Consider the following 16,928-nt stretch of genomic DNA (forward strand, 5'->3'; position numbering starts at 1 on the left):
ATGCACGGCGCGCCGGGCCAGCGACTCAGACGAAAGCGACTCAGACGAAAAAGGCGCGCTGCAGCGGCATAAGCGCCGCACCGAGCGTGACCGCATCGCCGACCGTGCGCGCAATGCACACCTGCGGCAGCGGTGGCGCCAGGCCATGTCGATTGGGTGCACGGGGGATGCGGATGCGCTCGATCAGGCGCGTGCCGATCGCCGCCGGTAGCCGTCCCCCGATGACGATGGCCTGCGGATCCAGGGTGTAGGCCAGGTACGCGCACAACTGCGCGAACGGCGCCTCAGCCATGTCCAACCAGGCGTCCACGCCCGGCGTGTAAGCATCGATCGCGCCCAGCATCTGCTCGACACCCATGTAGTCCTGGCCTGCCGCGCGCACCAACGCCAGCAACGCGTCCAGGTTCGGATAGGCCATCCCGCCAACGGTCCAGATGCCGCCGAACTCGCCGGCATTGCCACGATGGCCACGGAACAGACGGCCATCGGCAATGATGCCGCCGCCAAAGCCGTTGGTCAGGTGCAGATAGACGAAATCGCGGCAGTCCCGGCCGACTCCGTACAGGCTCTCAGCCACGGCCGCGGCCGCGCCATCGTTCTCGACGATGACCGCGTAACCCAACGCCTCTTCCAGAATCGGAGCCAGTTCCACCTGGGTCCAATCCTCCAGCGTTGGCGGCCCGACCATCTGTTGGCCTTGCCCGCTGAAGAATGCCGAAATCGCCATGCCTGCACCGACGATCCGCGTCGGGTCTACCCCGGTCTCGGCTAGAAGTTCCGCGCGAAACCGCAGCAAGTGCGCCAGCACCGACGCGCGACGCATATCCGCCAGCGCGATCCGCCGCTGGCCGCGCACCCCACCAGCGAAATCGACCAGCGCCAGCGCCACCACGTCGCCCATCAGGCCGATGCCGAACGCATAGGCGTAATCCGGATGTCGATTGGGTGCACGGGGGATGCGGATGCGCTCGATCAGGCGCGTGCCGATCGCCGCCGGTAGCCGTCCCCCGATGACGATGGCCTGCGGATCCAGGGTGTAGGCCAGGTACGCGCACAACTGCGCGAACGGCGCCTCAGCCATGTCCAACCAGGCGTCCACGCCCGGCGTGTAAGCATCGATCGCGCCCAGCATCTGCTCGACACCCATGTAGTCCTGGCCTGCCGCGCGCACCAACGCCAGCAACGCGTCCAGGTTCGGATAGGCCATCCCGCCAACGGTCCAGATGCCGCCGAACTCGCCGGCATTGCCACGATGGCCACGGAACAGACGGCCATCGGCAATGATGCCGCCGCCAAAGCCGTTGGTCAGGTGCAGATAGACGAAATCGCGGCAGTCCCGGCCGACTCCGTACAGGCTCTCAGCCACGGCCGCGGCCGCGCCATCGTTCTCGACGATGACCGCGTAACCCAACGCCTCTTCCAGAATCGGAGCCAGTTCCACCTGGGTCCAATCCTCCAGCGTTGGCGGCCCGACCATCTGTTGGCCTTGCCCGCTGAAGAATGCCGAAATCGCCATGCCTGCACCGACGATCCGCGTCGGGTCTACCCCGGTCTCGGCTAGAAGTTCCGCGCGAAACCGCAGCAAGTGCGCCAGCACCGACGCGCGACGCATATCCGCCAGCGCGATCCGCCGCTGGCCGCGCACCCCACCAGCGAAATCGACCAGCGCCAGCGCCACCACGTCGCCCATCAGGCCGATGCCGAACGCATAGGCGTAATCCGGTGCCAGACGCACGTCCACGCTGGGATTGCCGGGTCCGCCAGCAACGCGAGCGCTGAGCAGGACCATGCGCTCCTGGACGAAGCCTCCCAGCAAGCGCGCCACGGTGGGCTGCGACACATCCAGATCCCGGCTCAACGCCGCTTGCGTCTGCACCCCGGTCTTGAACACACGATCGAGCAACTGGCGACCGCCAGCGCTGAGGCGCGGCGGGAAATCGGGATGCAGCATGGACAGGCTAGACAAGACGGCGAGAGCGCGAATCGAACCACGCTAGCATGTCGACATACAAGTTTCATACATGGTAAATAGTATTACCCCCATCCACATTACAATGGGGGTTTCATGCATTCCACTCACCTGCACCCGAGCCTGCTGGCCCTGGCGCTCGCATCCATTCTTTCCGCCGCTCCTGCCGTGCATGCCGAAGCACCGGCGGCACCCGCAGCACCGCCCGCCGACAGCACCACCACGCTGGACCAGATCGTGGTCACCGGCACGCCGCAAGGCCAGTCGCAGAAAGACGCGCCGTTCGCAATCAGCGTGCTGTCCAAGGAACGACTGGATCGCACCACGCCGACCAGCAGCGTGGACATGCTGCGCGCGGTGCCCGGCTTCTCGGCCGAGCCCTCCGGCGGGCAGGGCGGCGGGCAGAACTTGTACGTGCGCGGCTTGCCTGCCGGTGGCTGGTATTACGTGCAGTACCAGGAAGACGGCATGACCCTGTTCGACGAACCGCAGGAAAGCTTCTTCAACGTCGACACGCTGTTCGCGCTGGACATGATGACCGAGCGCCTGGAAGTGGTACGCGGCGGCACTTCGCCGCTGTTCGCGACCAACGCACCGGGCGGCACGGTCAACGCCATCACCCGCCATGGCACCGCCACGCCCGAAGGCGCGGTGCGCATGACCGTCGGCAGCGACGGCCTGCGCCGCGAGGATGCCTACAGCTCAGGCCCACTCAGCGAGAATGTGCTGTACAGCATCGGCGGCTACCACCGCAGCGACGACGGCCTGCGCCGGACCGGCTACACCGCCGACCAGGGCGGCCAGTTGCGCGGCAACCTGACCTTCCTGATGGACGACGCGGTCCTGGACGTGGATGCCAAATACCTCAACGACCACACCGCGTTCTACAACCCGATCCCGCTCGCCGACCCACGCAATCCCTCGCAGTCGCTGTCCACCCTAATCGACCCGCTAGACGGCACGCTGCTGTCCGACGACCTGCGCCACACCACCGCGCTGACCTTCAACGGCAACACCACGCAAGCGCGCAACCTGGACTTGGCCGACGGCATCCACAACAAGGTCAAACAACTCGGCACGCACCTGGAGTGGAACCTGACCGATAGCGTGACGTTGAACAACCGCATGCGCTTCGTCGATGCGCAAGTGGACTACACCTCGCTGTTTTCCGGTGCGGCGCCTTACGATGCGAACGCCTATCTGGGCACCCAGCTTGGTCGCGCGCGCAACGGGTTCGGCAATCGCGTCGCCCAGGTCGGCTATGTGCTCGACCGCAACGGTGCCGCCTACGACCCCACCGCAGCCGACGGCCTGGTGCTGGAAAGCGGGCTGTGGAACGCACGCACCCATCTGCGCACGCTGTCGGACGATCTGCGCTTGAGCAAGGCGTTCGACGAATCGGCGCTGGGCAAGCACACCCTCACTGCCGGCATCAACGTGCAGCACTTCGAATACGAACAGGACCGGCTGCAGAATACCGTGCTCACCACATTGCAGAACAACGCACAGCGGCTGGATGTGCTGGCCTACGACGCAGCGGGCAACGTGGTCGGCTCGGTCACACAGAACGGCTTCGTGCGCTATGGCAACGGCGTCACCAGCGGCTTCGCCAACGGCACCTACCTGTCGCCGTACCTGTGGGATTCGCTCCGCCTTGGCCGCCTCGGCCTGGATGCCGGCGTGCGCTACACCCGCTACAACGCCGGCGGCGGCGTGTACGCCAATACCACCCGCAACCTGGGCGATGCGACCACCTTGGCCGATGACAATGTCGGTGGCCTCAGCGGTGCGTTCAGCCCACGCACGGATCACCGCCATGCCACGCAGTGGACGCTCGGCGCCGAATTCGCGCTCACCCCGCAATTGCAAACGTTCGCGCGCTACACCCAATCGCAACGCCTGCCCCGGTTGCAGAACGTCTACCAGACCCAGAACGCGGCGGTCACCGACATCGACCAGGCCGAGGCTGGCCTGCGCGGCAGCTTCGGCGATACCTTCTCGTTCTCCACCGTAGGCTTCTGGAGCCGCTTCAACGCGCTGTCGATCAGCGCGATCGTGCTCAACGATGCAGGCGCGGTGCAGAACCTGGCACTGGTCGGCAAGACCCGCACCGTGGGTCTGGAATCGGAGTTCACCTGGCGTCCATTGCCGCTGTTCGGCATCACCGGGTCGGTCACGCTACAAGACCCGCAAACGCGCGGCCTGAGCAATGCCACCACCGGCATCAGCTACGGCAACCTGGACGGCAAGCAGATCGCGCGCATTCCCAAGTTCATGGCCTCGCTCAGCCCGACCTTGTACTTCGACATCGCCGGTCGTCCGCTGCAAGTATCGGCCACCGCGTACCGCATGGGCCAACGCTACGTCGACTACACCAATGCCACCGCCCTGCCCGCCTACACCACCTACGACCTGGGCGTGTTCGCGCAACTGAGCGACCATCTGGAACTGCAACTGCACGCGGCCAACGTCGGCAACGACCTCGGCCTGACCGAAGGCAACGCCCGCGTGGACACGCTGTCCGGACAAGGCACCTCCGATGCGATCTACGCGCGACCGATCTTCGGCCGCAACTACAACGCCTCGCTGACCTGGAGATGGTGAACATGCACTGCCGCAAACTCCTGATGAGCGTGGCAATCTCGCTGCCGATGATGGCCATGGCCGCGACGCCGAGCCTGCCCGATCGCCTGCGCGACCCGCATGGCGAAGCCTTGGTGGTGTCGCACCGTGCGTGCTGGAAATTCGCCTCGGAGAACACGCTGGACGGCATCGCCGCGTGCATCGCGCATGACGTGGACATGGTCGAGATCGATGTCCGCACCACCCGCGACGGCGCACTGGTGCTGATGCACGACGCAACCGTGGACCGCACCACCGACGGCCACGGCGCGGTGGCCGACCTGGACGCGGCGCACATCGCCGAACTGCGCGTGCGCAGCCAGGGCGGCGGTAGCGCCAGCACACTGACCGAGCGACATCCACCGACGCTGTCGCAAGCGTTGGCCCTGGCGCACGGCCACGTACTGGTGAACCTGGACGTCAAAGCGGCGTCACTGGATCAGATCATGGATGAAGTCGAGGCCGCTGGCGCGCAACGCGATGTGTTGTTGAACGTGCCGCTGGACGTACCAGAGGCCGCCCTGCAACGCGCGCGCAAAGCCGACATCGCGGTGCAAGTACTGTACTTGCAGCGCGACTGCGCATTGTCGCCGCAGCAGGCGTTGCGCCGCGCTGCGGCGCTGCGACCCACCGTTGTGCAGTTGATGTTCGACGACCCCGCGGTACTGAGCATCGCCCAACACGAACTGGCACCGCACGCACGCCTGTTCGTCAACACGATGACCAACGACATCGCCAGCGGCCGGCCAATGCGGCTGTCGGCCCACTACACCGACCAAGGCGCACTACGCGATCCAGCCAGCGTCTGGGGCGCGCTGCGCAACTCCGGCGTGAGCATGATACAGACCGACGAAGTGTCGGCACTCCAACACTACCTGCACGCGACAGACACGACACGGTAGCCAATCGACCCACATCCTGGCGATGGCCGTGCAACACGTACGCGCGGCGTCGTCAGGCATGGGCGCTCTCATCGCAGCAAACACTGCGGCCTGATGCAATGCAGGCGATTGCATCCGATTGAACATCGCCCGGCGCGAACTTGCGCAACGCACGCGCCCGTACCCCAACGCGCTGGCAATGACATCGCCAGCGGCAGATCAATGCATATGTCTACACACGACACCGGCCAGCGCGCGCTGCGTGATACCGCCGACGTGACGTATTGAATCCACTGCGCACGCATCGCGCATGCGTGGCGCATCCATGCTCCAACCGACGAACGGAGCGCCCACTGCACGTCACCGACACGCGATTGTCATCTGCATCTGCCGCAATGCTGACGACACCGCGCAATGACCGCGCGCAACGTTTCTCAGACGGGCGGCATGCAACATCCAACATCAGAACAACGCCCGTCGCTTAGAGCAATCCGCCACAAACGATGACGCATATGCACAAACAATTGCGGCGGCGTTGTGCTTGTTTCACTTCATTCCATCCACTACTGAACGGAAGAGAATTCATGAAACTGCTCGGAAATTGCTTGAAAACCCTCAGCTTGACGTTCGCCTTCGTGTCCTTGGCAGCGCTGTCCGGCCTAGCATCGGCTGAAAACGACTGGAATCCGCAATTCATCCTCAACGTACTGGTGAACCCCTATGCATCCCCTGAAGTGCACAGCCCCAATATCGTCGTGATCTCGCATCGCGGGGTGATCCGTCGAGGCTGTCCGGAAAATTCCATCTGCTCGATCATCAATACCTACAGGCACGACATCGAAGCGATCGAACTGGACGTCAAGCAGAATGCCGACGGCCAACTCTGGCTGTTTCACGACCAGAACGCTGGCCGTGTAATCGACCACAATCCAAACTTCAACATCTTCCAGCCGGCGACCAATCCAGTCGGCTGGGACCCCGACATCCGCACCATGCACAACCAAGATTTTGACTATGCGTACTTGCGTGACAGGTTCTTTGCCCCTACCCACTTCCATCCAACAGCGCTGGAAACAGCGTTGAATACTGTCTTAAATGGCGCCAACCACATGGTCGTGGTGCTTGACCTGAAGACCTTGGACGATGTCTCGCGCGCGGCAGACATCGTCAAGAACTTTCACATGGAAAACCAGGTGGTGCTGAAGTTCAGCGCATCGCTGGTGGCAGCGACTCCCTACAGCATCGAAACCTACACCAAGGGCGTTTGGTTCGCGCCGACCATCTACGCACGCGACATGGATAACCTCGCCGACGGCGGTTACATCGGTTTATGCGGCTCGACCACACCCAACATACCGTTCTGCCGCGTCAACGCCTGGATCAACGAAGCAAAAAACATGAACCATGGCCGCTTCGCTTGGCTGGAGATCGGCAACAAACAGCCGCGCCGTAGCGACCCGACCGCCGAATTACTGGCCGATAAGCAAGCGCAACGATATGCACTCGGCGCATTCTCGCCAGTGCCGGAGTACCGCTTCCGCAACCACGATGGTCGCCATTACGTGCGCACCAACGGTACCTGCTGTGCGTCGTTGGACGACTACCTGTCGACCACCAAGTACTTCGGCAATGAGATCGCGGACGATCGTCCAGACTTCCGATCGCAGGTGGTCGCAGGCTTCACCAGCATCATCACCGACGATCCGCTTGGCGTGATCGCTGCCAACTTGAACCGCAACACCTCGTTGTACCACTGACCTTTGCTTGGTCGCGCCGGGGAGCGTCGCTTCCCGACACTGCACGGCGCCCCTGCGCCGTGCAGCCATCCTATTCCTTCCAGGAGCATCCGCTGATGCATTCCGTTCTCCGTCCCCGTTATCTGGTGCTGGCGCTGCTGATCGCTGGGGCCAGCGTGCCGTTGCTGCAACGCGCGGCAACCGCACACAGCGCGCAGAACAACGCCGCAACACACCAGCGCACCAGCGTCGAAAAAATGCAGATGCCTGCGCCAGCATCCGCCTCGCCCACCGCCAGCGGCAGCGTGCCAGGCCCTGCAGCGCGGGACGTCCTCGCCGCAGCGCAAGCACTGCCAGCCGACTTCCAGGCCGACGTGCTGTTGCGCATCGCCGCCTCCCCGGACATCCCACCGAACACGGACAACAACCGCGCTGCGGCAACACAACAGCTGGTACAACAAGCCTCCCTCCTTGCCGAGCGCGCACAACGGCGTCTGCCCGGTCTGGCCAGCGTCGGCTACTTCAGCGAAGAGCACAGCGACGAACTGCAACCGCCCAATACTGCCGGACTGGACCGTTTGTCGCTGCAGACGCGAGCGGCGCAACTGGCTCCTCCCGCACAACCAGAAACGTTGTTCGCTAGCCTGCCGGCACCGCAACCAGGCAACTGCGATGCCGCCTACCTGGACGACCCCAGGCCGACGTATGCGCTGGCCACCGCGCTGCAGCCACCGCAAGCCGCAGCACGCGCGGTAGCACTAGCCAAACGCGTGGACGCGGCGCAACACGAAACCGACGTAGCCCCGGCACTGAAGATGGTCCTCGCCGGTGCGCCGCTGGAGAGTGCGGGACACGTACAGCTCGCCGGCAGCCTGGTGCGCATGTTCGAGCGCATTCGCAACGACGATCCCGGCTTCACCGCCACCGAACTGAGCGTCGCCGGCGACATGCCGCTGCTGCTGCAACAACTGCAAGACCCCGCCTTGCGCGAGCGGCTGCAACGCGCCTACCGTGGCTATGTTGCGGCACATCTGGCGCAGACCCGCTGCCCGGCCAGCGTACTGGGCAACCACTGGATGCTGGAGCAAATGTTCGTCGCCGAACTGGCAGATGATCGCATCGTGGACGCACCGCCAGCCGCCACACCGTCACTCAACGATCAGGCGGTCTCGCTGATCCGCCAGGCCGGCCACAACATTCGCATGCAATTGCTGGATCCCTCGGTTCACGGGAGCGATGCCGATGTGGAAAAGGCGTCGATGGAATTCCTCGATCAGCTCGACCACGGTGTGCTGCAGCAAACTGCGAGCAACGACGATAGCGGTCGCGTGCAGCGCGCGCGCCTGCGCGAGTTGCTGCGTTATCTCGAGTACGCACCCGCCAGCGCCGCGCGCGAGCGTGGCATCGGCATGCTCGCGCCGCTGCTGTCCGGCCCGTACTACGCGCATGACCACGACACCTGGTTCGGCGATCTCAAGGTGGTGGCCAACCAAGTGCAGCGCTGGCCGGATCGCGACCAGCGGCTCGCGCAACTGCGCGAACACGCCGATCCGGTGGTCAAGGTGTACGCCATGGTGATGCAACGTCGACAATTCCCCTGAGCCCATCGCGGCGCTCCAACCCGCCATCGCGCTGCTGGGCGCGGCGGCATTGTGGAAACCCAGGAAGGGTGACCTCTGTCAAGCGCCATAGTTCAGTTGCGATTGGGGAACCGGCCCCTATTGTGCGCGCCACTTCCGATCCGCCATCCACCTTGGCGGATCCGCCGGACTCTCGATGACGCCGGCACCCGGGCGGCACGTGACAGGCCGCCTCCCCATGACGCCAAGTCGTCTCGCTTGCCGCGCCATCCGGCGCAGCACCGCGACGACCCATACGGAGCAAGGAGTAATATGAAACTGGCCTGGATTCTCTGGCTATCGCAACTGCTACCGCAACCTGCCGCCGACTCGTTGTGCCTGAGTACCACCGTGTATCTGGAAGCCCGCGATCAGACCTTGCGCGGGCAGCAAGCCGTCGCCGAAGTCGCACTGCGACGCTTGGACAGCGGCCTGTGGGGGGATTCGATGTGTCAGGTCGTGACTGCGCGCAAGCAGTTCGCTCCGACGCTGGTGAAACCAGGCACCGAACTGAAAAACAACGACGCCTGGGCCGATGCGGTCAAGGTCGCCTTCGCTGCGGAGCGCAACTGGGCGCTTCCGCAAGGCAGGCGCAAGGAAATCGTGCCCGGTGCCAGCCATTTCGTCGCCAATGCGATCGCCAGTCCCAATTGGCGCAATGCCTATCAGGTCGCCACCATCGGGGACCATACGTTCTACCGCGTTCAGAAGTTACGGCCACGCAACGCGTCCTGAGTCTTCAGCGCGCTTACGCTGCACGGGTCGCAGGTTCTGTGGCCTCACCGTCAACGCGTGCGGTCATCGCCAAGTACCCCACACTGCGGGTAGGCTCTTGCCTCCCGATCACCTTGTGGAGTCCTTGCAATGAAACTGTATGCCAAGCCTGGCGCCTGTTCGCTAGCCGATCACATCGCCCTGCGCTGGGCGGGATTGCCGTTCGAACTGCAACTGCTCGATGCCGCCGCGATGAAGGCACCCGCCTATCTGGCCCTCAATCCCGCAGGCGCGGTGCCGGCGCTGCAGGTGGACGACTGGGTCCTCACCCAGAATTCGGCGATCCTCAACTACATCGCCGATCTAGCTCCCGACGCGCACTTGGTCGGTGACGGCAGCCCACGCGGACGCGCCGAGGTGCAACGCTGGCTGGCGTTCCTCAACACCGATCTGCATATGGCCTTCCCTCCTCTGTTCGGCAGCACCCGTTACCTGGACGACCCAGCGGCAATCGCACGTACTCAGGAGCATGCGCGCGAGCGGGTGCGCACGCTGTACGCGCGCGTGGACACAGCGCTGGAACAGAAGAGCTGGCTGGGCAGCATGCAGCGCTCGGTTGCCGACGCCTACCTGTTCGTCACCATGCGTTGGGCGCGCGCGCAGCAGATTCCGCTCGGCGCCAACCTGCAACTGCATTTCGAGCGGATGTCCGCCGATCCGCAGGTGCAAGCCGCACTGCAGGCCGAAGGCCTGAGCTGACCAAGGCACGGCGGCGCGCGGTGTGCGCGGCGACGCCACCGCGCCTCAGCCGTCCAGCGCGCGGTGAATCTTCGCCAGCAAGGTCAAGAGCGAGCACGCGGCAGCGGCCGGTGGATTGGGTTGCCGCGCACGTTATCAAGCCAACGGCAAGACCGCGCGGGAACGACATGGGCGGAGCGGCGCAATAGTGCCGTCCGTGCCATGCCGATGGACGATTACTTGGTCTTGACCGCCGCCGCTCGCGGCGGCGCATGCTTCACGTAGCGGTCGAACCATTCCAGCATTTCCGCCACCACGTCCTCGTTCGACTCGCGTGCGGTGTACCAGTGCGGCTCGAACGGCAACAGCACCAATCGCGCGGTACCACCGTTGCCGCGGATCGCCTGGAACAGGCGTGGCGCCTGAGTAGTTTCGGTGCCAGGGTTGGCGTCGTCCATGCCATGCACGATCAATAGCGGCTCATTAATCTTGTCGGCGTGGAAGAACGCCGAGGCCTGCGCGTAGACCTGCGGCGCAGTCCAGAACGAGCGGCGCTCGCTCTGGAAACCGAACGGGGTCAGGGTCTTGTTGTAGCTGCCACTGGTGGCGACGCCGGCACGGAACAGATCGGTATGCGCCAGCAGGTTGGCCGTCATCAGCGCGCCATGGCTGTGGCCGGTCACACCGATCCGGTCGCGGTCCACCACTCCAAGCGCCACCGCCTTGTCCACCGCAGCCTGGGCATTTTCCACCAGTTGCTGCAGGTAGGTGTCATAGGCGTTCTTGGGGTCGCCAACGATCGGAAAGGCGGCATCGTCGATAATGGCGTAGCCGGCCAGCAACAACAGTTGGTAGGAATGCAGGCGAGTGAAATCACGCGCCTCGGCACCGCTCACCTGACCGGCCTTGGAAGCATCGGCATAATCCAGCGGATAGGCATACAGGATCGCCGGCAACCGTGTCCCCGCCTTGTAGCCGGGTGGCGTATACAGGGTGAAGGACAATTCCACGCCATCCTTGCGGGTATACGTCACCAGTTGCTTCTTGATCTGGCGCACCAACGGCGTCGGGTCGGGGAAATGGGTGACGGGCACGAGGCTGGAGGCATACGCCACCTCGCCAGCGGCCGCGTTCGGTTGTGGCTGGCCCAACGTGCGCAGATAGATGTTCGGCGGATCCACCGGGGACTGCCGCCAGGTCAGCAACCGCGTGGGGTCGTCACCGGCAAAGCCAGCGAATATCTCGTCCACGTTCGCATCGCTGCGGAACAGACGTTGGGTCTTGCCGGTCGCCAAGTCGTAGCGATCCAGGAACGGACGATCACCGGACGGCGTGGCGCCTTGCCCTTCCAGGAACAGGGCACCATGGTCCTCCTGCAAGACCCGCTCGCCATTCGCCAGCAGGCGCATGACCGGGCTACCGGGATCGGCGTACAAGTCGTCCATGGACAGGTCGAACAACACCCGCCCGGCGCTACCTGGATGGTCGGTATCCAACAGCGTGGTGCGGCGCCAGTGGCGGTTCTGATCGACTTCGTCCAGCAGCGCCTGCCCGCCCTGTGCGAACCAGCTCAAACCGGCATAGCGCTGGGTCACCCGCGCCAATTCGCGCGGCTTGCCGGTAAACGGTGCCGACAGGGTCAACAGCTTGTCGCGCGCTGGCACAGTGGCCTTCCAATCGCCACCATCCAGGGCCTCGGCCCAGACCAGGGTGGCCGGCTGGTTGGCACGCCAGGAATACGCGCGCGGCCCGATCGGCACGCCTTGCACCGGCACCCGATCGGCCACCGGCAACTGCGCCAGCACCCGTTCGCTGCCGTCGGCCAGATCCATCACCGCCACGTCATGCGCAAACCGGCCATAGGTGGTGACATAGGAATAAGGGCGCTGCAGGCGCTGCACGAGCACGTGGCGACCGTCCGGCGCGCCATCGACCACCGAATACAACGCCGGGACACCGACCTTGCGCTGTTGCCCGCTGGCCACATCGACGGTCATCAGTTGCGAGGTCGCGTAATACGTGAACTGCGCTTCGTCCTCTGGACTGGAGAGCGTGTCGCGCGCCTCGTAGGTGCTGCTCTCGCCCTTGCCACGGCTCGTCTCCTTCACCTCCGGCCCCGGCGGCACCGCCGCCTTGACCGGCGCCGGCCCAAGATCCTGCGGCACTGTCAGCACCAGCAGCGCCTGACTGCCACCGAGCCACTGGATTTCGCCACCCAGCACTGGATTGAGCTGCACACCATCGATGCGATGCACGGCGCCGCTGGCGACATCGCCCACCCACAGTTCGACACGGTCGGCGGCGGTGTTGTTGAAAGCGAAGCGGCGGCCATCCGGCGACCACACCGGCTGCGCCGGACAGGCACCGGCAGGCAGGTTCACCGCGGTCTGGCGACCACTGGCCACATCGACCAGGCTAAAGCCATCCAGACACGCGCGGATCCCGTAGCCGCTGGACATGTCGTGACGGCTGTGGGTACGGGGCTCCACGCGCACCCCCGCCAGTTTGAGGTACGGCTCGGCGACGCGGGCAATCGGCGGATACGCCTGGCGCTGCACAAGCAACAGCGTCGTGCCGGTCGGGTCCAATCGCGGCGAGGGATTGAGCGGTGCACGCATCACGCTCAACAGCGGCTCGGGCGGTTGTCGATAACCGGCATCGGCGGCATGAGCGAGGACAGGCAACGCACTGGCAAGCGCCAGCACGCCGATCCAACGTAACGGCATGAGCATGATCCGGTACCCCTCAAAAATGGCGCTGGCAACGTAGCACATCGGCTCGCGACCGCGACACGTACCAACGGCATACGCGTCCGGTGCGCGCTGTCTCAAAATGCGAAACGCCGGGCAATGCCCGGCGTTTCGTGACCTCACCATCGCGACAACGATCAGCTCAGCAGATGGGCCACGCCGCTGCGCTCTTCTTCCAGTTCGGCCAGGGTCTTGTCGATGTAGGTGCGACTGAACGCGTCAATCGGCAGATCCTTGACCAAGGTGTACTCGCCGTTGGCGGTGATCACGGGGAAGCCAAACATCACCCCTTCCGGGATACCGTAGGAACCATCGGACGGCACGCCCATGGTCACCCACTTGCCATGGCTACCCAGCACCCAATCGCGCACATGATCGATGGCGGCGTTGGCGGCGGAGGCCGCCGAGGACGAACCGCGTGCTTCGATGATCGCCGCGCCACGCTTGCCCACGGTGGGAATGAAGGTCCCAGCGTTCCATGCCTGGTCGTTGATCACCTCGGCAATGGAAGCGCCGTCGGCGGTGGCGAAGCGGTAGTCCGGGTACATGGTCGGGCTGTGATTGCCCCACACCACCAGCTTCTCGATGCCACCGACCGGCTTGCCGAGCTTGGTCGAGAGCTGGCTCAACGCGCGGTTGTGGTCCAGGCGCAGCATCGCGGTGAAATTCTTCGGGTTCAGGTCGGGCGCCGACTTCATGGCGATGTAAGCATTGGTGTTGGCCGGATTGCCGACCACCAGCACCTTGACGTTGCGCTTGGCGACCTTGTTCAACGCCGCGCCCTGCGCGGTGAAGATCTTCGCGTTCTCCAGCAACAGATCCTTGCGCTCCATGCCCGGACCACGCGGACGCGCGCCCACCAGCAGGGCGATGTCGGCGTCCTTGAACGCGACGTCGGCATCGTCGGTGCCGACCATGCCGGCCAGCAGTGGGAACGCGCAATCTTCCAGCTCCATCATCACGCCCTTCAGCGCGGCCTGAGCCTTCTCCATGGGCAATTCGAGCAACTGCAGGATCACCGGCTGATCCTTGCCCAGCATTTCACCGGAAGCGATGCGGAACAGCAGGGCATAGCCGATCTGGCCGGCAGCGCCGGTCACGGCAACACGGACGGGTGCTTTCATGGGGGTTCCTCTGCTAAGTAAAGAGTGAGACGAATTTGGTCAGGAGACCGGGATAAAGCAAGGGCGGCAGCCACACGCTCGACGCTGTGTTGGCGCCATGTTCGAACGCGTGCAGGCCAAACGCCGGGATCGACACGCCGTCACTATCTGGCACAGCGACGACGCGGCGACCGGGCGCATGCGTAACACGCGGGCCCGACGCGACCGGCCACGGGGCTGGCCGCGCGGCCCGCAAGGATCAAGCGCTGAGCAGACGGTTCCACTCGGCGACACGGTCGGCCTTGGCCGCCAGCACCGCCTCGGCATCGCCTTCGATGGTGATCGTGTTGATCGCGTCGCCCTGAGCGACGCTATCCACGACCTCTAGACCCTCGATCACCTTGCCGAACACGGTGTGCCTGCCATCCAACCACGGCGTGGCGACGTGGGTAATGAAGAACTGGCTACCATTGGTGCTGGGGCCAGCGTTGGCCATCGACAACACGCCGCGGTCGTGGCGCACACCGTTGTCGGTCTCGTCCTCGAAACGGTAGCCCGGGCCGCCGCGACCGGAACCTTCCGGGCAACCGCCCTGGATCATGAAGTCGGCGATCACGCGATGGAAACTCAGCCCGTTGTAGAAGCCGCGCTTGGCCAGGTTGACGAAGTTGGCCACGGTCAGCGGCGCCTTGTCGGGATACAACTCGATCTTGATCGTGCCGCGGGCGGTGTCGAAATGGGCAATCAGAGACATGGGGTTCCTCTAGGAAACGGGGGCGTCATGAAGGAGGCATAGGGATACACGCCAGTCCGTTCGGGCTCTGCCCCACCTTGACGATCACCGCACGAACGCACTCGCTCGGCCACCGCCGCAACATACCGGCAGCCACGACCAGATGCAGGTATACTAGCGAGCTTACTCTCTTCATTCCTGGCGCCGGCTGGCCCCCTTTCGCATGTCCATCGAAAATCTCCGCAATATCGCCATCGTCGCCCACGTCGACCATGGCAAGACCACCCTCGTCGACTGCCTGCTGAAGCAGTCCGGCACACTGTCCGAGCGCACGGTGCTAGCCGAGCGGGTGATGGACAGCAACGACCAGGAAAAGGAACGCGGCATCACCATCCTGGCCAAGAACACCGCCATCACCTGGCGCGAGAACCGCATCAACATCGTCGACACTCCCGGACACGCCGACTTCGGCGGCGAAGTGGAGCGCGTACTGTCGATGGTGGACACGGTGCTGATCCTGGTCGATGCGATGGACGGGCCGATGCCACAGACCCGCTTCGTGACGCAGAAGGCATTCGCGATGGGCTTCAAGCCGATCGTGGTGGTCAACAAGATCGACCGCCCCGGTGCGCGTCCGGACTGGGTGATCGATCAGGTGTTCGACCTGTTCGACAAGCTCGGCGCGACCAACGAGCAGTTGGACTTCCCCATCGTCTACACCTCGGCGCTGAACGGTTATGCCGGCCTGGAAGACTCCGTGCGCGACGGCGACATGACCCCGCTGTACGAAGCGATCATGCGCCATGCGCCGAAACCGGAAGTGGACCCGGACGGTCCTTTCCAGATGCGCATCAGCCAGTTGGACTACAACAATTTCGTCGGCGTGATCGGCATCGGCCGCATCCAGCGCGGCGTACTGAAGAAGAACATGCCGGTGTCGGTGATCGACCGCGAAGGTAAGAAGCGTCAGGGCAAGGTGCTGCAAGTGTTGGGTTTCCTGGGCCTGGAGCGCATCGAGCAAGACAGCGCGCAAGCCGGCGACATCGTCGCCATCTCCGGCATTCAGGAGCTGACCATCTCCGACACCGTGTGCGCGCTCGATACTCCTGAAGCGCTGCCACCGCTGACCGTGGACGAACCGACCATCTCGATGACCTTCCAGGTCAACAATTCGCCATTCGCCGGCAACAAGGATCTGTCCGGAGGCAAGTTCCTGACCAGCCGCCAGCTCAAGGATCGTCTGGAACGCGAAACCGTGCACAACGTGGCGCTGAAGGTGCAACAGCTCGAAGACGCCGATAAATTCCTGGTGTCCGGCCGCGGCGAACTGCACCTGTCGGTGCTGATCGAAAACATGCGCCGCGAAGGCTTCGAACTGGCCGTGTCGCGCCCGGAAGTGATCATCAAGGAAATCGATGGCAAGCTAATGGAGCCGGTCGAACAGTTGGTGGTCGACATCGAAGAGCAGCACCAAGGTGGCGTGATGGAGAAGCTGGGGATCCGCAAGGGTCAGCTGAAGAACATGGAGCCCGACGGCAAGGGCCGCGTGCGCCTGGATTACATGATTCCGGCGCGCGGCTTGATCGGCTTCCAGAACGAGTTCCGCACCCTGACCCAGGGCTCGGGCCTGTTGTTCCACGTGTTTGACCATTACGGCCCGAAGGAACAGGGCGCGATCGCCAAGCGCCAGAACGGCGTGATGATCGCCAACGCCCCCGGCGCCACGCCCGCCTACGCGCTGGGACCGCTGGAAGAACGCGGCCGCCTGTTCGCTGCCGAAGGCGACAACGTGTACGAAGGCCAGCTGGTCGGCATCCACTCCAAGGACAACGACCTGACGGTCAACGCGATCAAGACCAAACCGCTGACCAACATGCGCGCCTCGGGCAAGGACGACGCGATCAAACTGACGCCGGCGATCAAGTACACGCTGGAACAGGCGCTGGACTTCATCGAGGACGACGAACTGGTCGAAGTCACGCCGAAGGAGATCCGCCTGCGCAAGAAGCACCTGACCGAGAACGAGCGCAAGCGCGCCGGTCGCGCTGGCTGATCGCCCCACC

General features: G+C 64.3%; 11 protein-coding genes. 7 read left to right on the forward strand and 4 right to left on the reverse strand.

The window, feature by feature from the left end:
* Window positions 1-40: 40 nt before the first annotated feature.
* Window positions 41-1,951: an ROK family protein gene (locus XANALMUS060_RS21755; RefSeq protein WP_235430307.1), complete on the reverse strand. Its 1,911-nt coding sequence runs from the start codon at window positions 1,949-1,951 to the stop codon at window positions 41-43.
* Between the two features lie 114 nt (window positions 1,952-2,065).
* Here XANALMUS060_RS21755 and XANALMUS060_RS02845 point away from each other — a divergent pair, with 114 nt between their 5' ends.
* The 6 genes from XANALMUS060_RS02845 (at window position 2,066) to XANALMUS060_RS02870 (ending at window position 10,300) form a co-directional block, all read left to right on the forward strand.
* On the forward strand, window positions 2,066-4,573 hold the full coding sequence (locus tag XANALMUS060_RS02845) for a TonB-dependent receptor (protein ID WP_045737017.1): 2,508 nt from the start codon (window positions 2,066-2,068) through the stop codon (window positions 4,571-4,573).
* A 2-nt stretch (window positions 4,574-4,575) separates the two neighbouring features.
* Window positions 4,576-5,493, forward strand: coding sequence for a glycerophosphodiester phosphodiesterase family protein (locus XANALMUS060_RS02850; protein ID WP_235430309.1), 918 nt, complete (start codon window positions 4,576-4,578; stop codon window positions 5,491-5,493).
* 563 nt (window positions 5,494-6,056) lie between these two features.
* Window positions 6,057-7,229, forward strand: a complete 1,173-nt coding sequence (locus XANALMUS060_RS02855) for a glycerophosphodiester phosphodiesterase family protein (RefSeq protein WP_045737018.1) — start codon at window positions 6,057-6,059, stop codon at window positions 7,227-7,229.
* Window positions 7,230-7,324: 95 nt separating this feature from the next.
* The gene (locus tag XANALMUS060_RS02860) at window positions 7,325-8,809 is read left to right on the forward strand and encodes a hypothetical protein (RefSeq protein ID WP_200893993.1); all 1,485 of its coding nucleotides are present in this window, start codon (window positions 7,325-7,327) and stop codon (window positions 8,807-8,809) included.
* 291 nt (window positions 8,810-9,100) lie between these two features.
* The gene (locus tag XANALMUS060_RS02865; protein WP_045737019.1) at window positions 9,101-9,562 is read left to right on the forward strand and encodes a cell wall hydrolase; all 462 of its coding nucleotides are present in this window, start codon (window positions 9,101-9,103) and stop codon (window positions 9,560-9,562) included.
* 129 nt (window positions 9,563-9,691) lie between these two features.
* The gene (locus XANALMUS060_RS02870) at window positions 9,692-10,300 is read left to right on the forward strand and encodes a glutathione S-transferase N-terminal domain-containing protein (protein ID WP_045737020.1); all 609 of its coding nucleotides are present in this window, start codon (window positions 9,692-9,694) and stop codon (window positions 10,298-10,300) included.
* A gap of 215 nt (window positions 10,301-10,515) precedes the next feature.
* Here XANALMUS060_RS02870 and XANALMUS060_RS02875 read toward each other — a convergent pair whose 3' ends face one another.
* The 3 genes from XANALMUS060_RS02875 to XANALMUS060_RS02885 form a co-directional block, all read right to left on the reverse strand.
* Entirely contained in the window at window positions 10,516-13,011 is a 2,496-nt protein-coding gene (locus XANALMUS060_RS02875) for a prolyl oligopeptidase family serine peptidase (RefSeq protein ID WP_045737021.1), read from the reverse strand.
* Between the two features lie 155 nt (window positions 13,012-13,166).
* Complete coding sequence (locus XANALMUS060_RS02880) at window positions 13,167-14,153, reverse strand: malate dehydrogenase (RefSeq protein WP_045737022.1); 987 nt, start codon at window positions 14,151-14,153, stop codon at window positions 13,167-13,169.
* Window positions 14,154-14,391: 238 nt separating this feature from the next.
* Complete coding sequence (locus XANALMUS060_RS02885) at window positions 14,392-14,886, reverse strand: peptidylprolyl isomerase (RefSeq protein ID WP_045737023.1); 495 nt, start codon at window positions 14,884-14,886, stop codon at window positions 14,392-14,394.
* Window positions 14,887-15,088: 202 nt separating this feature from the next.
* Between XANALMUS060_RS02885 and typA the strand changes: the two genes are divergently transcribed.
* Window positions 15,089-16,918 (forward strand): translational GTPase TypA, encoded by a 1,830-nt coding sequence (gene typA, locus XANALMUS060_RS02890; protein ID WP_045726909.1) that lies wholly within the window; start codon window positions 15,089-15,091, stop codon window positions 16,916-16,918.
* Window positions 16,919-16,928 lie beyond the last annotated feature (10 nt).

Origin of the sequence: Xanthomonas sp. MUS 060, assembly GCF_000963215.1 — a bacterium.
In the GTDB taxonomy this organism is placed as follows: domain Bacteria; phylum Pseudomonadota; class Gammaproteobacteria; order Xanthomonadales; family Xanthomonadaceae; genus Xanthomonas_A.

What these genes read in the sequence shown, in the direction of transcription:
- XANALMUS060_RS02885 (WP_045737023.1), bottom strand. Translation starts at nt 14,886, where the DNA reads ATGTCTCTGATTGCCCATTTCGACACCGCCCGCGGCACGATCAAGATC.
- XANALMUS060_RS02865 (WP_045737019.1), top strand. Translation starts at nt 9,101, where the DNA reads ATGAAACTGGCCTGGATTCTCTGGCTATCGCAACTGCTACCGCAACCT.
- XANALMUS060_RS02880 (WP_045737022.1), bottom strand. Translation starts at nt 14,153, where the DNA reads ATGAAAGCACCCGTCCGTGTTGCCGTGACCGGCGCTGCCGGCCAGATC.
- XANALMUS060_RS02870 (WP_045737020.1), top strand. Translation starts at nt 9,692, where the DNA reads ATGAAACTGTATGCCAAGCCTGGCGCCTGTTCGCTAGCCGATCACATC.
- XANALMUS060_RS02875 (WP_045737021.1), bottom strand. Translation starts at nt 13,011, where the DNA reads ATGCTCATGCCGTTACGTTGGATCGGCGTGCTGGCGCTTGCCAGTGCG.
- XANALMUS060_RS02850 (WP_235430309.1), top strand. Translation starts at nt 4,576, where the DNA reads ATGCACTGCCGCAAACTCCTGATGAGCGTGGCAATCTCGCTGCCGATG.
- XANALMUS060_RS21755 (WP_235430307.1), bottom strand. Translation starts at nt 1,951, where the DNA reads ATGCTGCATCCCGATTTCCCGCCGCGCCTCAGCGCTGGCGGTCGCCAG.
- typA (WP_045726909.1), top strand. Translation starts at nt 15,089, where the DNA reads ATGTCCATCGAAAATCTCCGCAATATCGCCATCGTCGCCCACGTCGAC.
- XANALMUS060_RS02845 (WP_045737017.1), top strand. Translation starts at nt 2,066, where the DNA reads ATGCATTCCACTCACCTGCACCCGAGCCTGCTGGCCCTGGCGCTCGCA.
- XANALMUS060_RS02855 (WP_045737018.1), top strand. Translation starts at nt 6,057, where the DNA reads ATGAAACTGCTCGGAAATTGCTTGAAAACCCTCAGCTTGACGTTCGCC.
- XANALMUS060_RS02860 (WP_200893993.1), top strand. Translation starts at nt 7,325, where the DNA reads ATGCATTCCGTTCTCCGTCCCCGTTATCTGGTGCTGGCGCTGCTGATC.